The sequence below is a fragment of the Mucilaginibacter terrae genome (assembly GCF_042679325.1).
Classification (GTDB): domain Bacteria; phylum Bacteroidota; class Bacteroidia; order Sphingobacteriales; family Sphingobacteriaceae; genus Mucilaginibacter; species Mucilaginibacter terrae.
Window position 1 is genome coordinate 145,755 of the sequence record NZ_JBHTMJ010000018.1, and the last position, 19,743, is coordinate 165,497.

Sequence of the window (19,743 nt, forward strand, 5' to 3'; positions counted from 1 at the left end):
ATGAGCTCACTATAATTTAATTTTTTGGTTTACAAGGAATATACAGCCTTTAAATATTAAAGATCGCTGTATTTTCATCCACGTTTTCTGTACCGGCTTCCAGTGGTAATTCTACAAAAAATGTTGTACCGCTTGCCGGGTCGCATTCAAACCAAATGCGTCCTTGTAATGCCTCGGTAAATTCTTTGCAAAGCACCAGGCCCAGGCCAACTCCTTTTTCGTTAAGAGTGCCGGCGGTAGTACTACTATTCAAATAAAATATGTTTGCCGTTAACCCGGCTGGTTTACCGTTACCGCTATCGCGGACCATAAAAGTACACAAGCCATCTTGGGTACGGGCACTTACAATAATGCGCCCTCCTGGCGAGGTAAATTTGATGGCATTGTTGATCAAATTACGTACAATTACCTGCAGCATACCTTCGTTAGCAGCTATAACAATGTCATGGTCAATATAAATTTCTACTTTAATTTGTTTATTACCAGCAATGTTGGTAAACAACAGGAGCTGGGGCATCAAAACATTATGCGCAAGTAACGGAGTAATCCTGAATTTTAAACCACTCATCTGGCTTTGCGACCATGAGAGTATATTGTTCACCATATCGAGCGTATAACGGGTAGAATCCAATAGTTTTCGCTTAATATCAATAGATTCTTCCTGGCTTATTTCCACTATGGTAAGTAGCTCAAGGTAATTTTGAACATTGCTCAGCGGCGCACGTAAATCGTGCGATATAATAGAGAGCAGTTTGTTTTTCTCCTCATTCAACACCTTCATTAAAGCAGTCTTTTGTTCAGCCGAGCGTCGTTCAGTTTCGTAATTGTGCCTGATAAAATAAAAGTTTAACAAAACAATTACCATTACCACCCAATAGGCCGATGTTATATCCAAAAAACGGTATGCCGAACTATCGTATGAATAGGGAACCAGTGAAGGGATGTAATATTGTAAAGCATGCAAACCCGTAACCAGTAACAGGTTTATAGCAATAAGCGGCCAATACTGCTTCACCGGTATAACAGTTACCATAACAACCATAGTAACAATAAAAAAAAGGTCGTTAGGCCCGTTAATGCCCGAATTAAGAAAGAAATTGATAGTGAACAGCAGGTTACCCGTAAACATAAAAAGCCATAATGCCAAAGGAGTTTGTTTTTTGAAGCGCGACAGGTAATAAACCAATACTATAACTACTAAGCTGCAACCACTTAACAAGGCAATGTAACCTAAACCAACAAAATAATTTAAAGGCACATTATATGCCAGTGCCAGCATAACAATTATACAAATAGAATGAAATATGCGGGTAGTTAAAGGAAATTCGGTTACATGGCCGGTTAATTTATACCACGTACGAATCAATGATTGGGGAGGTATCAATTTTTAAACTAATTAGAATATAAAAATATAGTTTAATCACGAATTATACAGGCTCATTTGATATTATTACGGGCGATGAAAAGAAAAAGGCAAGGCTAATTATTCTTTTCCGACTTTACCGAATTTTGCTGTATAATAAATTAGTAAACCTACTGCAAAAGCACTTAAACAAACCAGTGTGGCTTTGGGCTTATCTATAAATATACTAATGGTAACAAACCAATAAACCGCTATAAAAACCAGTGGTACCAACGGGTACCATTTAATGGTATATATGCCGGTACCATTTAAATGGCTGGTTCGTTTGCGCAAAATAAATATGGCAATGGCGGCGGTGCTTAAGCCAATACATTCAAAAAACATAGCGTAATTCAACACCTCGCCAAACGAACCTACAAAGAACAAGATGGCGAGTACCGTGGCAACAAAAAAGCTCATGCCAAACTCCTGGGCCTGGGTACGCGGGTTCACCCATTTAAATATAACGGGCAGCATACCATCCTCGGCCATAGCGTAGTACATGCGCGGTACCGACATAATGTTAACGTTTACATAGGCCAGTACCGATACGAACATTAAAACCGAGGTTACTTTTGAACCCACTTCGCCAAATACTACCGAAGCCATTTTGGCGGCTAATCCGGTGTTTTGCTGTAGTCCGCCCATGCCCAGTACATAGTAGTAAGCAAAGTTAACCGCCATATAAACAGCTATTACTACAGCTATGCCAATAATAATACCTTTAGGTATGTTACGTTTGGCATCAATAACATCGCCACCAAAGTTAATAGTTTGCTGGTAGCCGGTATAAGTAAAAAAAACAGCCACCAAACTTAACCCAAATTGGGCTATGGGGTTTCCTGTTGGTATAATGGCCCGGGTAATTACGCTTCCGCTATCACTTTTAAATATTGCCAGGCATAAAAGTGTAATCATCCCTACCTTAAAAATAGTAAGCAGGTTTTGTACCCTTGCACTCATTTTAATACCTAAAAAATTAATAAAGTACACGATAAGCACCATGGCAATAGTAGTGATTTTGGTACCAGTATTATTTTGCAGGTTTTGCGGCAGCAATATAGGGTTCAAATATTCGGCACCAATTAAGGCTACTGCCGCTACCGATGCCGTGGTAGCAATTATGGCCACCCAATTTATCATGAATGCAAAAGCCGGGTGATAACAGTACGAAAACAATTTATAAAAGCCGCCCGTATTAGGGTAACGTGCACCAATTTCGGCAAAGGTGAGGGCGCCGCAAAGGGTAACTAAGCCGCCTACCACCCAAGCCGCAAAAAACAGCTGTGTGCTGCCGGTGCGTATGGCAACCTCACCCGGCGATTTAAATATCCCGGTACCAATGATGAGGCTGATCACGATCATCGTCAGATCGAAACGGCTTAGTTTAGGTTTAATACTCATTTATTAGTGAGCTGTTTGATTTTTGAATTAATATTATACATTTGCTTTGATACTGATCATTGATGCGTTTGTTAATATAGCATATTTAAACGGTTCGCTGCATTTACCAGTAATGAATTTTATAAGGCAAATTAGTAAAATTATAATACTTGCTGCAGGTATGCTTTACCTTACAGGGGTGGTGGTTACAGCGCAAACTAAAAAAAATAAAAAGCGTAAAGTAACGCCAATTGCAGCCAGGGTAAGTAGCCAGTTTACATCTTTTGTGAAAGAAGCTGATGGGGCCGGAATAGATTTTAAGCTGCCGGTTCCTTTTAAAGAGTTACCTGCTGTAAATAACGAGAATTTTACTTTTGATTACGCTATGACCATGCCTGGCCAGGATTTTGAAGTTTGGTTTCAGGTGCATTCACTTAAACAAAACTGGTCCAGCTATGAGCAAGTTAAAAATATAACCGGTAAAACCTTGGCCAACCCCGATTCAACCTATTTAAATGCGGCACGTGCCCACGCATCGGCTTTAAGCGATGACGATAATTATTTTATGAGGCCATTACCTGAAAGTGTATTAGAAATGTATAATGCCGATGCCGGTAAAACCTACCTGTTTGATTTGGCCAACATGCCCGAAACACGTAACTACAAATATGCCTTGCTCATAGCAATTCAAAAACACCATATTGGTTATGTTATGGCCGTTTGCCTTACCAATGTAAAAGGTCCTGAGTTTTTTAAAAATATTAATAAAGCCCGCAACTGCATTAAGTTCAGGTGAGTTGACCGCTTGATGGTTGCCAATTATTTTAGTATGTTTGAATGATAAAGCCCCTCCTAAATCCTCCCCGGTAGGGAGAAGTTTTAATTGCAATCCTTTCTACCTGGGAAGGCAGGGGCAGGATTTTTCAGAACATATGGCAGAAGTAAATTATAGTGAAGATAGTATCCGTTCGCTCGATTGGAAAGAGCATATCCGCCTGCGGCCGGGTATGTATATTGGTAAGTTGGGCGACGGTACCGCTTACGATGATGGTATTTACGTACTGCTTAAAGAAATTGTAGATAACTCCATTGATGAATTTGTAATGGGCGCGGGCCGCACCATTGATGTAAGCATGAGCGATCACAAAGTATCGGTTCGCGATTATGGCCGTGGCATACCCCTGGGTAAGGTGATCGATTGCGTGTCTAAGATCAACACCGGTGGTAAATATGATAGTAAGGCCTTCCAGAAATCGGTGGGATTAAATGGCGTGGGTACTAAGGCGGTAAACGCTTTATCAACCTCGTTCACCGTACAATCATACCGCGAGAACCGTACTAAGCTGGCCGAGTTTGCCAAAGGAGAATTGATACGCGATGAAGCCGAAAAGGAAACTACCCAGCGTAACGGTACTGCCATCAATTTTTTTCCCGATGAAACCATCTTCCGCAATTACCGCTTTATACCAGAATTTGTGGAGAATATGATCTGGAACTACGTGTTCCTGAACGCAGGTTTAACCATTAATTTTAACGGACAAAAGTTTTTTTCACAAAACGGGTTGCGCGATTTGCTGGAGCGTAACGCCGATGTAGCCAATATAAGGTACCCCATCATACATTTAAAAGGTGAAGATATTGAAGTGGCTTTAACCCATGGCCAACAGTACGGCGAGGAATATTATTCGTTTGTGAACGGGCAGCATACTACGCAAGGCGGTACCCATCAGGCGGCTTTCCGTGAAGCTGTGGTGAAAACGGTGCGCGAGTTTTATGATAAAGACTACGATGCTGCCGATGTACGCGCTTCCATAATTGGTGCTATAGCTATTAAAGTACAGGAGCCTGTATTTGAATCACAAACTAAAACTAAATTAGGTTCGCAAAATATTGGTCCCGAGGGTCCTACAGTACGCACTTTCATCGTCGATTTTTTGAAGCGTGAGCTGGATAATTATCTGCACACCAATCCGGCTACGGCCGAAGCTTTAAAAGCTCGTATATTACAATCGGAGCGGGAGCGTAAGGATATTGCCGGTATTAAAAAGCTGGCCAACGAGCGTGCCAAAAAGGCATCGTTGCATAACCGAAAACTGCGCGATTGTAAACTACATTTTGAAGATACGCACGAACGCCGCCAGGATACCACACTGTTTATTACCGAGGGCGACTCGGCCAGCGGATCGATCACCAAATCGCGCGATGTGCTTACCCAGGCCGTGTTCAGTTTGAAAGGAAAGCCGTTGAACTGCTTTGGTCTCACCAAAAAAGTGGTTTACGAAAACGAAGAGTTTAACCTGTTGCAGCATGCATTAAATATTGAAGACGGTTTGGATGGCTTGCGTTACAATAATATTGTGATAGCTACCGATGCCGATGTGGATGGTATGCACATCCGCTTATTAATCATGACCTTCTTTTTGCAGTTCTTCCCCGATGTGGTAAAGGCAGGGCACGTTTATATTTTGCAAACGCCGCTGTTTAGGGTACGTAATAAAAAGGAAACTATTTACTGCTACAGTGACGAAGAACGTAGGAACGCTATAGCCAAATTGGGTGTTAAACCTGAGATAACCCGCTTTAAAGGTTTGGGTGAAATTTCGCCCGATGAGTTTGGTTTGTTCATAGGTAAGGATATACGCCTGGATCCGGTAATATTGAAAGACGCCAACATCAAGGCCCTGCTCGAATACTTTATGGGTAAAAACACCCCAACCCGCCAGCAGCATATTGTACAAAACCTGCGCGTAGAAAAAGACGACGAAACGGTAAACCCGCTGTTGGCAGAGCCGGATGCTTTAGTGGCTTAAACAAAAATGAGGGATCAACGTAAGTTGATCCCTCATTTTTGTTAGCTTGTATTATGTTGCTTCTTTAAAAAGAGCAGTATAAAACCGAATGTGGCAACTACTTGACCAACCCCAACTATAAATATCCATTTTATAATTTCGGCTTTCGATTCGGCTCTTTTTACCTCTAATGTAGCTATATCTTGTTTTGTAGCAAGTGTAGCACTTTTGTTTTCTAAATCATCTTTGATTTTTGTCTCAATATAATCCGTTAAAGTCTCGGCAGTTTCTTTCCTGCTTTTTCTGATAAAATTGAATACAGTTGTTTTGTGTTGATAGTAGCCATGGTGTATATAACAGCTATTTTACTAAAAAAGTTATTGATCTCTACTACTTAATTGTAAAAGTTTCTTGCTATATTGTTTCCCCTACTTTGTTAAGAGGGTTAAATACATGATTAACCACGAAATTAAAATAGCTTTTGAAGAGTATAGTACCTTCCATGAGCTCAACGATATAGATCAAGCCTTATGCCGCGAAGCTGTGAAAGCATTGAGCGGTTCACATTCACCCTATTCTAACTTTTGTGTGGGCGCTGCATTACGTTTGCAAAGCGGCCGTATAATTTATGGCAGCAACCAGGAAAATGCCGCTTATCCATCGGGCTTGTGCGCCGAGCGGGTTGCGCTATTTACCTGGGGTGCCAATTATGCCGACGATCCTATTGAAAGTATGGCGGTTACCGCTTACACCGCCAAGTTTGTAATAAACAAGCCTATAACGCCCTGCGGCTCCTGCCTGCAAGTATTGGCCGAGTACGAAAAGAAACAAAAGCAACCTATCCGCACCATATTATATTGCCAGGATGGTTCTACCTGGGTTACCAATGGGATAGATAGCTTTTTGCCTTTCCTCTTTTTTGAAGATAGACTGGTAGCGGTGCCTGCATAATAAATAAAAAAGCTTTTAAAATAAAGAAGCCGCTCTCGCAGCAGCTTCTTCATGATTAACTAAACTATTTATTTACTAATAACTGCTTATTTAAAAACAGAATACACATTAGTGATTTTCCAACCTTCGCCGGTATTAGCCATTGTTACGTAATTGGTACGTGTAAAGTTGCTATATTGCATATCAACTTTTACAACAGCTAAATCAGAATTGCTTTCTACCTCTGTGGTGGTGGTAGTGCAGCTTTGTTGAATATCTTTATTTTGTTCAGCATATTTCATCATATCGGCTTTGTCAAAGCTTACCACTTTGTTGCCACGTAACGAACTGAATTTAGCGGTTTGATCGATCACGTCATTTAACCCGCTGTTTTTACCTTGGGTCATGGCGTTGATGTAAGCTGTAATAGCTTTGTTTTTTGAAATTTTTGCAGCTACAGGTTCGTCGGCTTTAACAACGTTGGTAACTACTAATAAGGCTAAGCCTAATACAATTGATTTTAAGGTTTTCATATCTTTATATTTTATATGTTTAATAATTTATATATCCATAAGACATCCACAATTACCCAAACGTTACAACTAATTTCACTATAATTGAAGATTTAACAACTCTTTAACATTAACCTTTATAAGTGCATTAATTTTTAGTTAATGGTAAGCCCCACCTAACAATATGGTAACTTTTACTGCAATAATTTTAAAATTCGGTGAAATGGGTGAGAAGACCGGTTGGATATATATTGATATACCGGCAGATATTGCACAAGGATTAAAGCCCGGTAACCGCAAATCTTTTCGGGTATGCGGTACTTTAGATAATTATCCTATATCGGGCGTAGCCGTAATGCCCATGGGCGGAGGTCATTTTATTTTAACGCTTAATGCTCCCATGCGTAAAGGTGTGCGTAAACGCGAAGGTGCTTTGTTACAGGTAAGTTTACAAGAAGATGTAGATTTTAAACTAGTAGTACCAGATGATGTGTACGGATGCCTGGCCGATGAACCCGAAGCGTTAGAATATTTTAACAGCTTGCCCGAATCGCACCGCAGGTATTTTGTAAACTGGATAAACAGTGCTAAAACCATACCCACCCGCGCCAAACGCATAGCCCAAACCTGCCATGCTATGGCTAACCGTATGAATTATGGGCAAATGATACGGGCAGGCAGAAACTCCTCCTAAATCCTTTCTCAGGATGGAGGACTTTTAAATTGATTATTTTATCTCACCCTCTCCTGGGGAAGGCCGCTGATTGGCGTACCGCCTTACATAGCTACGCCAAACCACAATTTTATTATTCTCAAAAAAAGCCTCATCTATTAAGTCGGCCGAATCTGCTTGCGATCTTTCGTTAGTATAAAATTGCGTGTAACGGGTAATTACACGCTCCTGATGTTCTAATTTATTAATTGCTGTTTCGCAATTATTTACCTGGATGCGCAGGTTGGTTAACGACTTAATCTTTTCTTTAATAGCATACATCAGTTCGCGGCTGCCACCTTTATATTTGCCACCATCATAATAAACGGCTACGGTATCGGCTAAATAACTTCTCAGTCGCGCCGTGTCGCCAAGCTCGTAGGCTTTTAAAACATTGAGTGCAGTAACAGCATTGTTATGGTTTTTAGTAATGACCCATTGGCCGGTGTCTTTAATTAAATAAGCATACTTTAAGGTATTTTTTAAATTACCTTTATCATTTTTAACAGGTGTGGTTTGGCAGGCATGCAATAGCAATGCTACCCATGTAAACAGGCATAACCTCATCATGATCCATTGGTTAGTTTAAATAAAAAACTCCGGGTAAGAGTATAGGTTTACAACGAACTGTAAATCAATGAAAAATTTATCAAAATATATAATAAATTCAACCCATTATAATAGATATATCACACAGGCATAATAGGTAATTTGCCTTGAATTTAGTATATTTGGCTAATATTTTTAGCAATTGTTTAACCTTTACACATGTTTAAAAAAGATTATACCTCTTTTTTAACAAAACAGATATGTCAGATAATTTAGATTCTAACGAAAAGCTGCACAATATTATTTCACTGGATGGCTTGTACGAGAATTGGTTTCTGGACTATGCCTCTTACGTAATTTTAGATCGTGCCGTTCCGCATATATACGATGGGTTAAAGCCTGTACAGCGCCGTATCTTGCACTCGTTAAAAGAAATGGACGATGGGCGTTTTAACAAAGCGGCCAACGTAATTGGTAACACCATGAAGTATCACCCGCATGGTGATGCCTCCATTGGCGACGCCATGGTGCAAATAGGTCAAAAGAATTTATTGATAGATTGCCAGGGTAACTGGGGCGATCCTATAACCGGCGATTCGGCAGCGGCTCCTCGTTATATTGAGGCGCGTTTATCAAAATTTGCGCTCGAAGTAGTTTTTAACCCCGATACCACCAAATGGCAGGCCAGCTACGATGGCCGTAACCGTGAGCCTATAACCCTGCCTGTAAAATTTCCTTTGCTGCTGGCCCAGGGAGCCGATGGTATTGCCGTAGGTTTAGCCACCAAGGTAATGCCGCATAACTTTATTGAGCTATTAGATGCATCTATAGGTGTATTGAATGGTGTGCGCCCTAACCTCATGCCCGATTTTCCTACCGGTGGAATGGCCGATGCCACGAACTATAATGAAGGACAGCGTGGCGGCAAGATCCGCGTACGTGCCAAAATTGTTGAGCGCGATAAAAAAACGCTGATCATTAACGAAATACCTTTTACCACCACAACCGGTGGATTAATTGATAGCGTAATTGCCGCTAACGATAAGGGCAAGATTAAGATTAAGAAGATAGAAGATAATACCGCGAGAGATGTAGAAATTGTAGTGCACCTGGCGCCGGGCATATCGCCCGATGTTACCATTGATGCACTGTATGCCTTTACCGATTGTGAAGTATCCATATCGCCCAATACCTGTATTATATTAGATGATAAGCCGCACTTTTTAAGTGTGAACGATATCCTTCAGCAAAGCGTAGCGCATACCAAGCATTTGCTACAGCGCGAGCTGGAGATCCGGTTGCTCGAATTAAAGGAGAAGATCTTTTTTAGTAACCTGCTCAAGATCTTTATTCAGGAAGGGATGTACAAGCACCCCGATTATGAGAGTTCGGCAAATTTTGAGGTAGTTGTAAGCGTGTTAAATACTTTGTTCACGCCTTTTTTTCCCAAGTTTTACCGTACCATACAGCCCGAAGATTATAAGAAGCTCATTGATAAACCAATGAGCAGCATTACCCGCTTCGACGTTAAAAAAGCCGATGAGCAAATGAAAGCTTTGGAGGCCGAAATTAAAGAGGTAAATCATCACCTTAAACACCTGAACAATTACGCCATTGCCTGGTTTACCAAGCTTAAAGAAAAGTATGGCAAAGGCCGTGAGCGCAAAACCGAACTCCGTGTTTTTGATAAGGTAGAAGCATCGCAGGTAGCTTTGGCTAACGTAAAGCTTTATGTGAACCGGCAGGACGGCTTTATAGGTTCCGGCTTGAAAAAAGACGAACCTGTAGGTGAGTGTTCGGACATTGACGACATTATTGTGTTCAGGGCCGATGGTAAGTGTATGATTACTAAGGTGCAGGACAAAGTATTTGTGGGTAAGGATATTATACATGTAGCCGTGTTTAAAAAGAATGACGAGCGTACGGTATATAATATGATCTACAAAGATGGTGAAAGCGGTACTGCCTATATCAAGCGTTTTTCGGTAGTGGGCGTAACGCGCGACAAAGAATACGACTTAACCAAAGGATCTAAAGGGTCAAAAATGTTATACTTCTCTGCTAATCCTAACGGTGAGGCCGAAGTGGTTAACATACAGCTCAAACCGCATTCTAAATTAAAGAAACTAAACTTTGATGAAGATTTTGCAGCTATTGCTATTAAAGGACGAAGTTCGATGGGTAACCAGCTAACCAAATACCCGGTAAAAAAAATTGTGTTGAAAACCAAAGGTGTTTCTACGCTTGCTGGCCGTAAAATATGGTACGATGAAAACCTGAAACGCTTAAATGCCGATAGCCGTGGCCGGTATTTAGGCGAGTTTGATGGGGAAGATAAAATTTTGACGGTGTTAGCCAACGGTACCTACGAACTTACCAGTTTTGATTTGAATAACCATTTTGATGATAAAATGCTGCTCATTGAAAAATATGACGCCGAAAAGGTATATGCCGTGGTGCATTACGATGGTAAATCGAAAAACTACCTGGTTAAGCGTTTTGTTTTTGAAAACACGCCCGTAGGCAGGCAAAGTAGCTTTATAAGCGAAGAAGCGGGTTCAAAGCTTATCCTCATTTCGGGTGCGGCACAACCCGTAGTTAAGGTGGAGCAGTTGAAAGGCAAAACGCTGTTGCAGGAACTGGTAGAATTGAACCTGACCGACCTCATAGATATAAAAGGTATGAAGGCTATGGGTAACCGCCTATCGGCCCACCCGGTGCAAAGCGTACAGCTCATAGCCGAACATGATGATGCCGAAGATGTGCCCGACCCGGCACCAGATTCGGTAGCTGATACCCAGATCATAACCGATGTAACCGAAGAAAAAGAAATACCGGACGTTAGTCCCGAAAAAGCAGCAAAGAACATCGATCTGGAAATAACCAACCCTGAAGACATAGATTTTAACCTCCCTGAAAATAAAGGGAAGGACTCTAAAGATGATATAGATTTAAGCAAAGGTCAGTTAGGACTGTTCTAAAAACAACAAAGGGGCTCAAAAATTGAGTCCCTTTGTTGTTTTTAAATGTGGTATTATGCTGATTACAGGATCAGGATCAATACTAATATGATAATGATAATTGCACCAACTGAAAGATAAACACCACCACCGGCAGCAGCAGCGTTAGCTTCTTTTTTCAGTTCTCTCAATTCTTTTCTTAATTCTTTACGCTCAGTTTTGCTCAAATCAGATTTGTCCATAGTTCTGATCTCATCCACACGGGTTTTGATTTCTTCTACACGGGCATTTCTTTCTTCAACGGTTTTGTTGGCGTAAAACTCTTTGTAGTTAATACCTTCGTCATTTTTAGTAGCTGCATTAGATGTAAAAGCCACAAAGCTTAACATCATGACTGTCATTAATAAATAAATTTTCTTTTTCATGTGATTAAAGATAAAATTAAACTTAAACACAAAACTTCTATCCGGCATATAATGTTTTAAAAAAGTTAACTTAATGTAATATTTTTAAAAGCTGATGTAATAAGGCGCTTCAAATACATGGCCTTTATCTACTTTTTGGATGCCTGCTTTGTGACTAATATCCGTAGATGCATCAACAGCATCGGCATAGCCCAGCCAGGGTTCAATACAAACAAAATTGGCACCCGGCTTAGCCCATATCCCCAAATGTTTATAATGAGGAAAATTCAACGATAAAGTTTGCTGGTGTTTGGTTGATTTAATAGTAACTATTTTAGATTGGATGTTTTTAAACACCAGCGCATCTGCATCAAACAAATGGCGGGTTAAATGCAGTTTTTGCCCATTTAGTTCAACCGGTTGCGTTTGGCCGGTAAAATACCCTTCGGCCGATAAAAGGCAAGCTTCCAGTTTTTCTGCCGTTTCAAATTCCAGGTAATAATCTTCGTAACTATCCTCCCTATTAAACGGAACGTTAAAAGCCGGGTGACCGCCTACTGAAAAGTAAACAGGCTTATCATCCAGGTTAATAATCTTATAAGTTACCCGCAGGGCATTATCTATCAAATCAAACAGAACCTGAAATGCAAACTGATATGGATAAGCTTTGAGCGTTTCTTCTGTTGCCACCAGCGATAATACCGCATGATTGCGGCTGGCTTCTAATATCTCAAATTCCGATTGCCGTGCAAAGCCGTGGCGTGGTAGTGTGTAAGTTTGTCCATCTACATGTAATTCGTTATTAACCAAACCACCTACTATAGGGAACAGGTTAGGTGCGTGCCATGGCCAGATCTTTTCATCAGCCTGCCACAGATGTTCGGTTTGAGTAGCTTTATTGTATAAAGAGGTTAACTGGGCGCCTTTGGGGCTAATACTAACTTTAAAGTTATCGTTCTCAATGATGGTCATAACAAAGATTTAGTTTGTAATAAACGTAATATAGCAACAAAGCAGTCTTCATACGGTTTGCCTAAGCTTATTTATTGAAACGTAAACTGGCTTTAATAATTGAATCTTTTTGTGCTGCGGTAAGTTTGTAATTGAAATTGAACAACGCGCCTTCCCAATCGCCGTACGATGGATTGGGCAATACGATGTATTTGCTGCCAAATTTTTTGTTGAGCTGCGTAGTGGTGGCGTCGCGGCTGCTTTCCAATGGTTTATTGTCATACAACTTATCAAAATCGGCCAGGTTATCTCCGCAAAGCAGTACGATGTTATAGTTGTTAAGCACCTGCAAGCGGCGTGCCTCTTTACTCGAACTGCCCGATCTTAACAAAACGTGTTGGGTATCAGTATAGGGCATACCATATAATTGCAGGTTTTTGGTAGTGCCGGCGCGTTCATCCTCATCGCGGTTGGTAATGTAAAAAACGTTGACGCCTTTACTTGCCGCATATTTAAAGAAGCCGGGTGCGCCGGCAACCGTATCGCAAGCCGCCTTGGCGGTCCACTGTTTCCACGTTGCCAGGTCATACTCCTGGTTGTTAATGGCACGTTGTGCATCGTACGGGCTATTATCTAAAATAGTCTCGTCAATATCGGTCACAATAGCTAAGGGTTTGCCTCCCGGCTGCTTTAATGCCTCATCCAACCGTAAACGGGCAATATGATACGCCTGAAAGCATAAAGCCTTGTACTCGGCCGAGCGCTGTTGCCATAATGATGCCCAGACCTTACCGTTGTTCACGGTAGATGTACCGGCAGTTTTAACCGTGCTTTTGGTAGTGCTACAGGCAGAGAAGATGGCTAATATCAAGAGAGAGGGGAGGCAGGCTTTTTTCATGAAATGAAAAGTTGAATAGTATCAGGTTAAAACTAATAAACTATGTGTAAATAACAAACGCCATAGCAACTTGTGCCACGGCGTTTGTTATAGGTATAAAAAAAACTATTTGTTACAGCGTAGCCATATCTATTACAAAACGGTAATGAACATCACCGGCTAAGGTGCGTTCGTAAGCTTCGTTAATTTGGTTAATGTTGATCATTTCCACATCTGAAGTGATGTTATGCTCGGCGCAGTAATCCAGCATTTCCTGGGTTTCTTTAATGCCACCCACTAACGAACCTACCAAACTGCGGCGACCCATAATAAAGGGGAATGCACCAACCGGGGTTGGTTCTGGCGGCGCACCTAACAATACCATCACGCCATCTGTTTTTAACAATGCCAAGTACTCGTTATAATCGTGCGGAGCTGAAACGGTATCAATAATAAAATTGAAAGTATTAGCTAATCCGGCCATGGTATCAGCATCGGTAGTGAGCGCAAAGTGGTGTGCACCCAATTCATTGGCATCCTTTTCTTTTTTAGGAGAACGACTCAGCATAGTTACTTCGGCACCCATAGAGGCAGCTAATTTAACGGCCATGTGACCTAAACCACCTAAACCTACAACGGCTAACTTATCGCCCGCTTTTACACCCCAGTGGCGTAACGGCGAGTAAGTGGTGATACCGGCACACAATAAAGGGGCAACTTTTTCTAACGGCAATTTATCACTTACCGAAAGCACGAAGTGCTGGGTTACCACAATATGGCTCGAATAGCCTCCCAAGGTAGTGTATTGCTTGTCCTGACTCAAGGAGTTATACGTTTGTGTATGCCCGTTTTCGCAGTACTGCTCCAGGTCGTCGTTACAGTTAGAGCAATGCCTGCACGAGTCTACAAAACAACCTACGCCAACCGTATCACCTTCTTTAAAGCGGGTTACATTGCTGCCTACGCGGGTTACGGTACCTACAATTTCGTGGCCCGGTACCGATGGGTAAACCGTGCCGCCCCATTCGTTACGGGCGGTGTGAATATCGGAGTGGCATACACCACAAAATAAAATCTTAATTTCTACGTCTTCGGCTTGCGGTTCGCGGCGCTCAAAAGAGTAGGGTGCAAGGGGTTGGTCTGCTGCCTGTGCAGCGTATGCTTTTACTAATGTCATTGGATTAAATGTTTTGCGGGTTAAAATTAGTTTTTGTGTTGTAAAATCAAAGCAAACAGCCATGCTTTTGTTTGGGTGTTCAAACATATTTTACAATTTTATTGCAGTATAGGTTTAGCTACTAAACAGAGCTTACAACTTTAGGAAGTGTTTTTAACGCTAAACTTATAAACAGTAATCAAATGCAACCCCTTATGCTGGCGCGAACACAATGTCATTAAGGATTCAGGCCAATATTTTCTCAATTTTAAATATAATATAATGAGTATTATATTCGATATTGGACATTTGAAGTTCATTATTTTATTTGTAATGCAATCTTTCTTAACTTAATAACATTGCTCATGCGTTAGCGAGGGGGGTTAGTTAACACACAAATTTTCTATTATAGTGGTTTTAAAAATATAAACTAAAATTTCTTTTTTTTTGCTAAAACGATTTAGTTTTTTAAATTTGTTTAACAATTATAACCGAATAATAAGCCGTATTAATTATGATTATTGACTTTTTTAATAAAAGTCAGGTTTATTCTGTAGAGATATCATCATCTTTTTGCACCGAGTTAAACTTTATCGTTAATAGCATTGAAGATGTATGTTGTAGTAATATAGAACATATACCTCTTACAGTCTTACTTCTAAGTGTATTGGTACTAACGCTCATTTTTAATTTTATTTTAATAACTAAATAATCCAATTAAGTAAAAAAATTCTGCAGTGGTATTTCATATATCTTAATTATGTAAGCCAATGTATAGATGATTATTAAACCAAAAATGGTTAAAGGTTCCAATAGTGTTAAGTGTAATGACCAATCAAATTAACAAAGACTTTGAATTAATTCAATTAACCAAATAATTATTAACCAAAATGAAAAGCAAAATTATTTTTAAAGCTGTCGCAAGCACCTTAATGGTATTTGCAATTACGTTTCAATCATGTAAAAAACAAGAAACGATCACTTCCCAAGAAGTTCAAACAACATCTAAAAGCGTGGAGAAAAAAACCACAGCATTTTCTCTTACCATTAATAATACCCAAGACATTCAAACCGCATTAAATACTTGCGAAGCTAACGGAGGTGGAACGGTGTATTTAAGATCGGGTTGGTATTATATAGATAACACCATTTTAATACCAAATCACTGTACATTAAGAAGTGTAGCTACAGAATCTGTTCCAGTAATTCGATTGAGAGATGGAAAGGATTGTCCGATTATTCAAAACAAATACATTCCTTTTTCTTATGTAAATGTGGTGAGAGTGGATATAAGAGGCGGTTTAACTGACAGTGAAATGAATTTGCCCGCTTATTTCCATAAAGGCGAACAAGAGTACAATGACAGAATAAGCAGCGGAACAGAATCTAAAGCTTCCTTAGATGCCCGTATAGACGCAGCCCGATTAAAAATTTATGGAATATCCTTTACAGATAATCATAACTCCAATATTAGAAACTATAATGCGGTAATCAGCGATTGTTATGTTTCTGGTTGTAGCATGGGGGTAGAGATAGGTAGAACTACCAATGTTCTGATAAAAAACACTAAGGTAAACAACAATGGGGCAGTGTCTAAATACTATCATGGGTTATACTTATCAAGCTCCGATAAAATGGTAGTAGATGGCTTAGAAGCTTTTGACAATGTTGCTATCGGTTTAAAAATAACCGATTTCCAGGATGTATTTACAGAAACCACTAACGAAATTAAAAACTGCAATATATATAATAACAAATGGGGCTTAAAACTATATCACTTCAATGGTTTTAACGTACATCACAATACCGTAAATAACAATAGTTATTCGGGCATAGAATTAAGTGATTGCCAAAACGGTTTACTCACTTACAATACTGCTACCGGGAATGCTGTTGTTGATATAAAGTTTATCAGCGTTTCTGGCATGACTCAAAATAATAACACTTACGTCACTAAAAGTGGTTTTTAAAAATCAATAACTTAAATAATATTATTTAAAAGAGTGTCTCAAAGAGTGAAGTGCCCCCCAAATAGTGTCTAATTTTTTGGGGGCAGTGTAGAGCTGGAGGCACTCTTTTAAATGATAAATATCAATAATCCCTCGTTCTGGCGCCCCCCCCGCTACCGCAAGGATCTCCCTTGTGGCCCGAGCGCTATTTAATCATTACACAAATCACTGCTTAGTTACCTGTCGATGCCCACAAGGGAGACCCTTGCGGCCCGAGCGCTATTAAATCATTACACAAATCACTGCTTAGTTACCTGTCGATGCCCACAAGAGAGACCCCTGCGGTAGCGAGGGGCTGAATATAAACCACTCGTACTGTTTAGATATTAAGAGTCTATAATAATCTTAGCTATAAATTATTCTAAATTAGAATTCAGAAAATTATTTTCATTTTTCAAAGTTCGATATAAAAAATCATCAGCTATTGTGAGTAGATGACTCCATTCCTCATGGGTTAAGAAGGTATTGGTACTTACATTATATAACTTAAATAACAAACTCTGTTCAGCAGTTATACCAATTTCCAGAAATGGCACATTACTGTTATCCGAAAATACTTCTAAATATGGGTATTCAGCATGAATGTCTCCGACTTCCTCGACTCTTATATTAATCATAATAAATTATCTAACTCTATGGCTACCGCAAGGGTCTCCCTTATGGTCCGAGTGCTAAGTTGTAATTATGCTAACCAACCCTTTGGTGCCATTATAATCACGGGCACTGGTATGCAAATATTTGTAATCACTTTCTACCAGCCCAGCTTCTACCGGATTATTATGAATGTAATCGATTTTTTGTTGAATTACAGCATTGCTCCATAATTCGATAGGTTTGTTATGCTGCTGCCAAAATTGATTTTTGGTGTTGTTGGAGTTTTTATTACCTGCTTTTTTAAATGCATTCAATAACCACTTTTTCCTGCTCTCCTGTATGTTATTATCAATTAAAGAAATCAATTCTTTGGCAGTAAAAGATTTAAAATCTCTGATTAATTCTTCCGGCTTTTGAATGGTTGATTTAAATACTAAATGCACGTGGCTGGGCATAATGCACCATGCATAAATTTCCATACTCTTCTTTTCCACACAGTAGTTTAAATTCTTGACCAGGCATTCAAAGTATATAGGTCTTACAAAAACATCTATCCAATATACGGTAGCAAAGCTTACAAAATACAAGCCTTCGGGATTGTGAAATTTATAGTTGCGGCTCATGCATTAAAGGTACGAACGTTAGTTGTAAATACAGCGTGTCGCTACTGCAAGGGTCTCCCTTGTGGCCCGAGCGAAAGTGTCGCTACCGCAAGGGTCTCCCTTGTGGCCGGAGCGCTATTAAATCATTACACAAATCACTGCTTAGTTACCTGTCGATGCCCACAAGGGGGACCCTTGCGGTAGCTGGGGTAGATATGCTATTGATCATTACACTATTTTACGCTTAGTTACCTGTCGCTGCCCATAAGGGAGACCCTTGCGGTAGCGGGGGAAGGGTTGGAAGCTTATTCTTTCACTTTAATGAATCCTTCCAAATTTCGACCTAACACAAAATCGTTGTCATCCTCTGAAATTCCATCACTTTCATCAGGATCGATAGACAGATACATCTCCCCCACTACCGCAAGGTCTCCCTTGTGGCCCGAGCACTAAGTTGTAATTATGCTAACCAACCCTTTGGTGCCATTATAATCACGGGCACTGGTATGCAAATATTCGTAATCACTTTCTCCCCGCTACCGCAAGGGTCTCCCTTGTGGCCGGAGCGCTATTAAATCATTACACAAATCACTGCTTAGTTACCTGTCGATGCCCACAAGGGGGACCCTTGCGGTAGCTGGGGGTGTAAATTAATAATTTGAAGTAAAACGTGTTAGCGGACGGTATTTGTAAGAAATTATGCTACCTGAAGCAAATCTAATTGTTAACAAGTATAATGAGGTGTTAACTATATCTTGTGGCACATCATAATCCTTAAGTTCTTTATTGCTGAAGATTATTTTTAATTTTTTAGTCTCACCATGTTTTATCAAACTTTGAACAGTTCTACTACTACGATAGCTTTTGCCCTTAATTAGATAGTCGAAAGTGAATTCCAAGGTTGTAACTACACTTTTAAACTGATTTTTATAAGAAATTTGTATGTAAGGTTTAAGTGTTCTATCAAAACATAGTTCTCCACTTTCATCGCCATTTAACTTCTTAATTAGTTCATCAAAGGTCTGTTCATTAGCTTTTTTAGATTGACAATAACTTGTATTGAAAGTTATTATAATTAAAACAAACGTTAAAAATGATCTCATTCCCCAAATTACTAATTTATAAGACTGCAACAAGCCCATGCAATAATTGTAAAACCTATACATGTCTTTTTGCCTTGTTAATTTTATCACTTAGTGTCGTAACTTCATTTTCTTTGTCTTTGTATATATTTTCTAAAGAGTACTCCATAATTTGATACGCATCAAGAATAGCTTCTTTTGTTAAACCAGATATGTGGCTACCAGAATTACCTATCCATTTAATTGATATTAAGAAGCTTGCTATTTTGGGGTCGGTTTTCTTAAATAGCTCGATTCTTTGATGCAACATTATTAAATTGCCTTTTGCAGACTTATTAGGTATTCCTAAATCATCCATTAGTGCTTCCACTACAACTCTTATTTTATTACCACAAGAATTTAAATCAATCCAAAATAGTGCAAAAGATTGATTCAATAGTTCTTTAATAATCAGTGGACTTGAGTTTGGAATATCTATAATTTTTGGTGCAGGATAGTAGGATATTGGTTCTATCAATTGTACTTCACTTCCATGTTCATCAACATGCCGGACATCCTCTACAACTTTGTATGTCATTACTACAATATCCTTGCATTTATTACATGTTAAATGAGTGCTTGCTAAATATGTTATAGCAGGAAAAACTAATCCGTTTTTGTGGAATTCGTTGTCAATGAGAGATGCTTGAGTTTCTGTTAATAAGCCATGTTTTTCGTAATCTAATTCCCCAATCAAACAGCTTGGACAAGGAAGATTAGCATAAGCATCAATCCATATATTTCTTTGCATTTATAATGTTTTAGATGAACAATAATGTTATTAACCAGTCA

The 19,743-nt window shown here is 39.6% G+C and carries 17 protein-coding genes; 6 read left to right on the plus strand and 11 right to left on the minus strand.

All coding sequences use genetic code 11. The features are described 5' to 3' along the window. Positions 1 to 49: 49 nt before the first annotated feature. Complete coding sequence (locus ACFQ3S_RS18190) at positions 50 to 1,366, minus strand: sensor histidine kinase (RefSeq protein WP_377167135.1); 1,317 nt, start codon at positions 1,364 to 1,366, stop codon at positions 50 to 52. Positions 1,367 to 1,483: 117 nt separating this feature from the next. After that, complete coding sequence (locus tag ACFQ3S_RS18195) at positions 1,484 to 2,806, minus strand: APC family permease (protein WP_377167137.1); 1,323 nt, start codon at positions 2,804 to 2,806, stop codon at positions 1,484 to 1,486. A gap of 112 nt (positions 2,807 to 2,918) precedes the next feature. Between ACFQ3S_RS18195 and ACFQ3S_RS18200 the strand changes: the two genes are divergently transcribed. The 3 genes from ACFQ3S_RS18200 (at position 2,919) to ACFQ3S_RS18210 (ending at position 6,525) form a co-directional block, all read left to right on the plus strand. Beyond that, complete coding sequence (locus tag ACFQ3S_RS18200; RefSeq protein ID WP_377167139.1) at positions 2,919 to 3,581, plus strand: hypothetical protein; 663 nt, start codon at positions 2,919 to 2,921, stop codon at positions 3,579 to 3,581. A 136-nt stretch (positions 3,582 to 3,717) separates the two neighbouring features. Further along, the gene (locus ACFQ3S_RS18205; protein ID WP_377167141.1) at positions 3,718 to 5,595 is read left to right on the plus strand and encodes a DNA topoisomerase IV subunit B; all 1,878 of its coding nucleotides are present in this window, start codon (positions 3,718 to 3,720) and stop codon (positions 5,593 to 5,595) included. Between the two features lie 432 nt (positions 5,596 to 6,027). Beyond that, the gene (locus ACFQ3S_RS18210; protein ID WP_377167143.1) at positions 6,028 to 6,525 is read left to right on the plus strand and encodes a cytidine deaminase; all 498 of its coding nucleotides are present in this window, start codon (positions 6,028 to 6,030) and stop codon (positions 6,523 to 6,525) included. Between the two features lie 86 nt (positions 6,526 to 6,611). Here ACFQ3S_RS18210 and ACFQ3S_RS18215 read toward each other — a convergent pair whose 3' ends face one another. Beyond that, the gene (locus ACFQ3S_RS18215; protein WP_377167145.1) at positions 6,612 to 7,037 is read right to left on the minus strand and encodes a nuclear transport factor 2 family protein; all 426 of its coding nucleotides are present in this window, start codon (positions 7,035 to 7,037) and stop codon (positions 6,612 to 6,614) included. Between the two features lie 163 nt (positions 7,038 to 7,200). On the opposite strand from ACFQ3S_RS18215, the gene ACFQ3S_RS18220 reads away from it, so the two are divergent. Beyond that, positions 7,201 to 7,710, plus strand: a complete 510-nt coding sequence (locus tag ACFQ3S_RS18220) for a YdeI/OmpD-associated family protein (protein ID WP_377167147.1) — start codon at positions 7,201 to 7,203, stop codon at positions 7,708 to 7,710. Positions 7,711 to 7,743: 33 nt separating this feature from the next. On the opposite strand, the gene ACFQ3S_RS18225 is transcribed toward ACFQ3S_RS18220, so the two are convergent. After that, positions 7,744 to 8,298, minus strand: a complete 555-nt coding sequence (locus ACFQ3S_RS18225) for a hypothetical protein (RefSeq protein WP_377167149.1) — start codon at positions 8,296 to 8,298, stop codon at positions 7,744 to 7,746. Between the two features lie 239 nt (positions 8,299 to 8,537). On the opposite strand from ACFQ3S_RS18225, the gene ACFQ3S_RS18230 reads away from it, so the two are divergent. Continuing rightward, entirely contained in the window at positions 8,538 to 11,258 is a 2,721-nt protein-coding gene (locus ACFQ3S_RS18230) for a DNA gyrase/topoisomerase IV subunit A (RefSeq protein WP_377167151.1), read from the plus strand. Between the two features lie 62 nt (positions 11,259 to 11,320). Here the strand turns inward: ACFQ3S_RS18230 and ACFQ3S_RS18235 are convergent, their stop codons facing one another. From ACFQ3S_RS18235 to ACFQ3S_RS18250, 4 genes are all read right to left on the minus strand, one after another. Further along, positions 11,321 to 11,662, minus strand: coding sequence for a hypothetical protein (locus ACFQ3S_RS18235; protein ID WP_377167153.1), 342 nt, complete (start codon positions 11,660 to 11,662; stop codon positions 11,321 to 11,323). Positions 11,663 to 11,746: 84 nt separating this feature from the next. After that, positions 11,747 to 12,613: an aldose 1-epimerase family protein gene (locus ACFQ3S_RS18240; protein ID WP_377167155.1), complete on the minus strand. Its 867-nt coding sequence runs from the start codon at positions 12,611 to 12,613 to the stop codon at positions 11,747 to 11,749. Between the two features lie 67 nt (positions 12,614 to 12,680). After that, positions 12,681 to 13,490, minus strand: coding sequence for a 5'-nucleotidase, lipoprotein e(P4) family (locus tag ACFQ3S_RS18245; protein WP_377167157.1), 810 nt, complete (start codon positions 13,488 to 13,490; stop codon positions 12,681 to 12,683). A 112-nt stretch (positions 13,491 to 13,602) separates the two neighbouring features. Beyond that, positions 13,603 to 14,646, minus strand: a complete 1,044-nt coding sequence (locus ACFQ3S_RS18250; protein WP_377167159.1) for an NAD(P)-dependent alcohol dehydrogenase — start codon at positions 14,644 to 14,646, stop codon at positions 13,603 to 13,605. A gap of 869 nt (positions 14,647 to 15,515) precedes the next feature. Here ACFQ3S_RS18250 and ACFQ3S_RS18255 point away from each other — a divergent pair. Further along, positions 15,516 to 16,595 (plus strand): right-handed parallel beta-helix repeat-containing protein, encoded by a 1,080-nt coding sequence (locus tag ACFQ3S_RS18255; protein ID WP_377167161.1) that lies wholly within the window; start codon positions 15,516 to 15,518, stop codon positions 16,593 to 16,595. 710 nt (positions 16,596 to 17,305) lie between these two features. Here ACFQ3S_RS18255 and ACFQ3S_RS18260 read toward each other — a convergent pair. The 3 genes from ACFQ3S_RS18260 to ACFQ3S_RS18270 all read right to left on the minus strand — a co-directional run bounded on the left by ACFQ3S_RS18260 (position 17,306) and on the right by ACFQ3S_RS18270 (position 19,702). Beyond that, positions 17,306 to 17,851, minus strand: a complete 546-nt coding sequence (locus ACFQ3S_RS18260) for an REP-associated tyrosine transposase (RefSeq protein ID WP_377167163.1) — start codon at positions 17,849 to 17,851, stop codon at positions 17,306 to 17,308. 629 nt (positions 17,852 to 18,480) lie between these two features. Next, entirely contained in the window at positions 18,481 to 18,933 is a 453-nt protein-coding gene (locus ACFQ3S_RS18265; protein WP_377167165.1) for a hypothetical protein, read from the minus strand. A 55-nt stretch (positions 18,934 to 18,988) separates the two neighbouring features. Continuing rightward, complete coding sequence (locus tag ACFQ3S_RS18270) at positions 18,989 to 19,702, minus strand: DUF4145 domain-containing protein (protein ID WP_377167167.1); 714 nt, start codon at positions 19,700 to 19,702, stop codon at positions 18,989 to 18,991. Positions 19,703 to 19,743: the final 41 nt, after the last annotated feature.

What these genes read in the sequence shown, in the direction of transcription:
- ACFQ3S_RS18195 (WP_377167137.1), bottom strand. Translation starts at nt 2,806, where the DNA reads ATGAGTATTAAACCTAAACTAAGCCGTTTCGATCTGACGATGATCGTG.
- ACFQ3S_RS18200 (WP_377167139.1), top strand. Translation starts at nt 2,919, where the DNA reads ATGAATTTTATAAGGCAAATTAGTAAAATTATAATACTTGCTGCAGGT.
- ACFQ3S_RS18205 (WP_377167141.1), top strand. Translation starts at nt 3,718, where the DNA reads ATGGCAGAAGTAAATTATAGTGAAGATAGTATCCGTTCGCTCGATTGG.
- ACFQ3S_RS18210 (WP_377167143.1), top strand. Translation starts at nt 6,028, where the DNA reads ATGATTAACCACGAAATTAAAATAGCTTTTGAAGAGTATAGTACCTTC.
- ACFQ3S_RS18215 (WP_377167145.1), bottom strand. Translation starts at nt 7,037, where the DNA reads ATGAAAACCTTAAAATCAATTGTATTAGGCTTAGCCTTATTAGTAGTT.
- ACFQ3S_RS18220 (WP_377167147.1), top strand. Translation starts at nt 7,201, where the DNA reads ATGGTAACTTTTACTGCAATAATTTTAAAATTCGGTGAAATGGGTGAG.
- ACFQ3S_RS18225 (WP_377167149.1), bottom strand. Translation starts at nt 8,298, where the DNA reads ATGATGAGGTTATGCCTGTTTACATGGGTAGCATTGCTATTGCATGCC.
- ACFQ3S_RS18230 (WP_377167151.1), top strand. Translation starts at nt 8,538, where the DNA reads ATGTCAGATAATTTAGATTCTAACGAAAAGCTGCACAATATTATTTCA.
- ACFQ3S_RS18235 (WP_377167153.1), bottom strand. Translation starts at nt 11,662, where the DNA reads ATGAAAAAGAAAATTTATTTATTAATGACAGTCATGATGTTAAGCTTT.
- ACFQ3S_RS18240 (WP_377167155.1), bottom strand. Translation starts at nt 12,613, where the DNA reads ATGACCATCATTGAGAACGATAACTTTAAAGTTAGTATTAGCCCCAAA.
- ACFQ3S_RS18245 (WP_377167157.1), bottom strand. Translation starts at nt 13,490, where the DNA reads ATGAAAAAAGCCTGCCTCCCCTCTCTCTTGATATTAGCCATCTTCTCT.
- ACFQ3S_RS18250 (WP_377167159.1), bottom strand. Translation starts at nt 14,646, where the DNA reads ATGACATTAGTAAAAGCATACGCTGCACAGGCAGCAGACCAACCCCTT.
- ACFQ3S_RS18255 (WP_377167161.1), top strand. Translation starts at nt 15,516, where the DNA reads ATGAAAAGCAAAATTATTTTTAAAGCTGTCGCAAGCACCTTAATGGTA.
- ACFQ3S_RS18260 (WP_377167163.1), bottom strand. Translation starts at nt 17,851, where the DNA reads ATGAGCCGCAACTATAAATTTCACAATCCCGAAGGCTTGTATTTTGTA.
- ACFQ3S_RS18265 (WP_377167165.1), bottom strand. Translation starts at nt 18,933, where the DNA reads ATGAGATCATTTTTAACGTTTGTTTTAATTATAATAACTTTCAATACA.
- ACFQ3S_RS18270 (WP_377167167.1), bottom strand. Translation starts at nt 19,702, where the DNA reads ATGCAAAGAAATATATGGATTGATGCTTATGCTAATCTTCCTTGTCCA.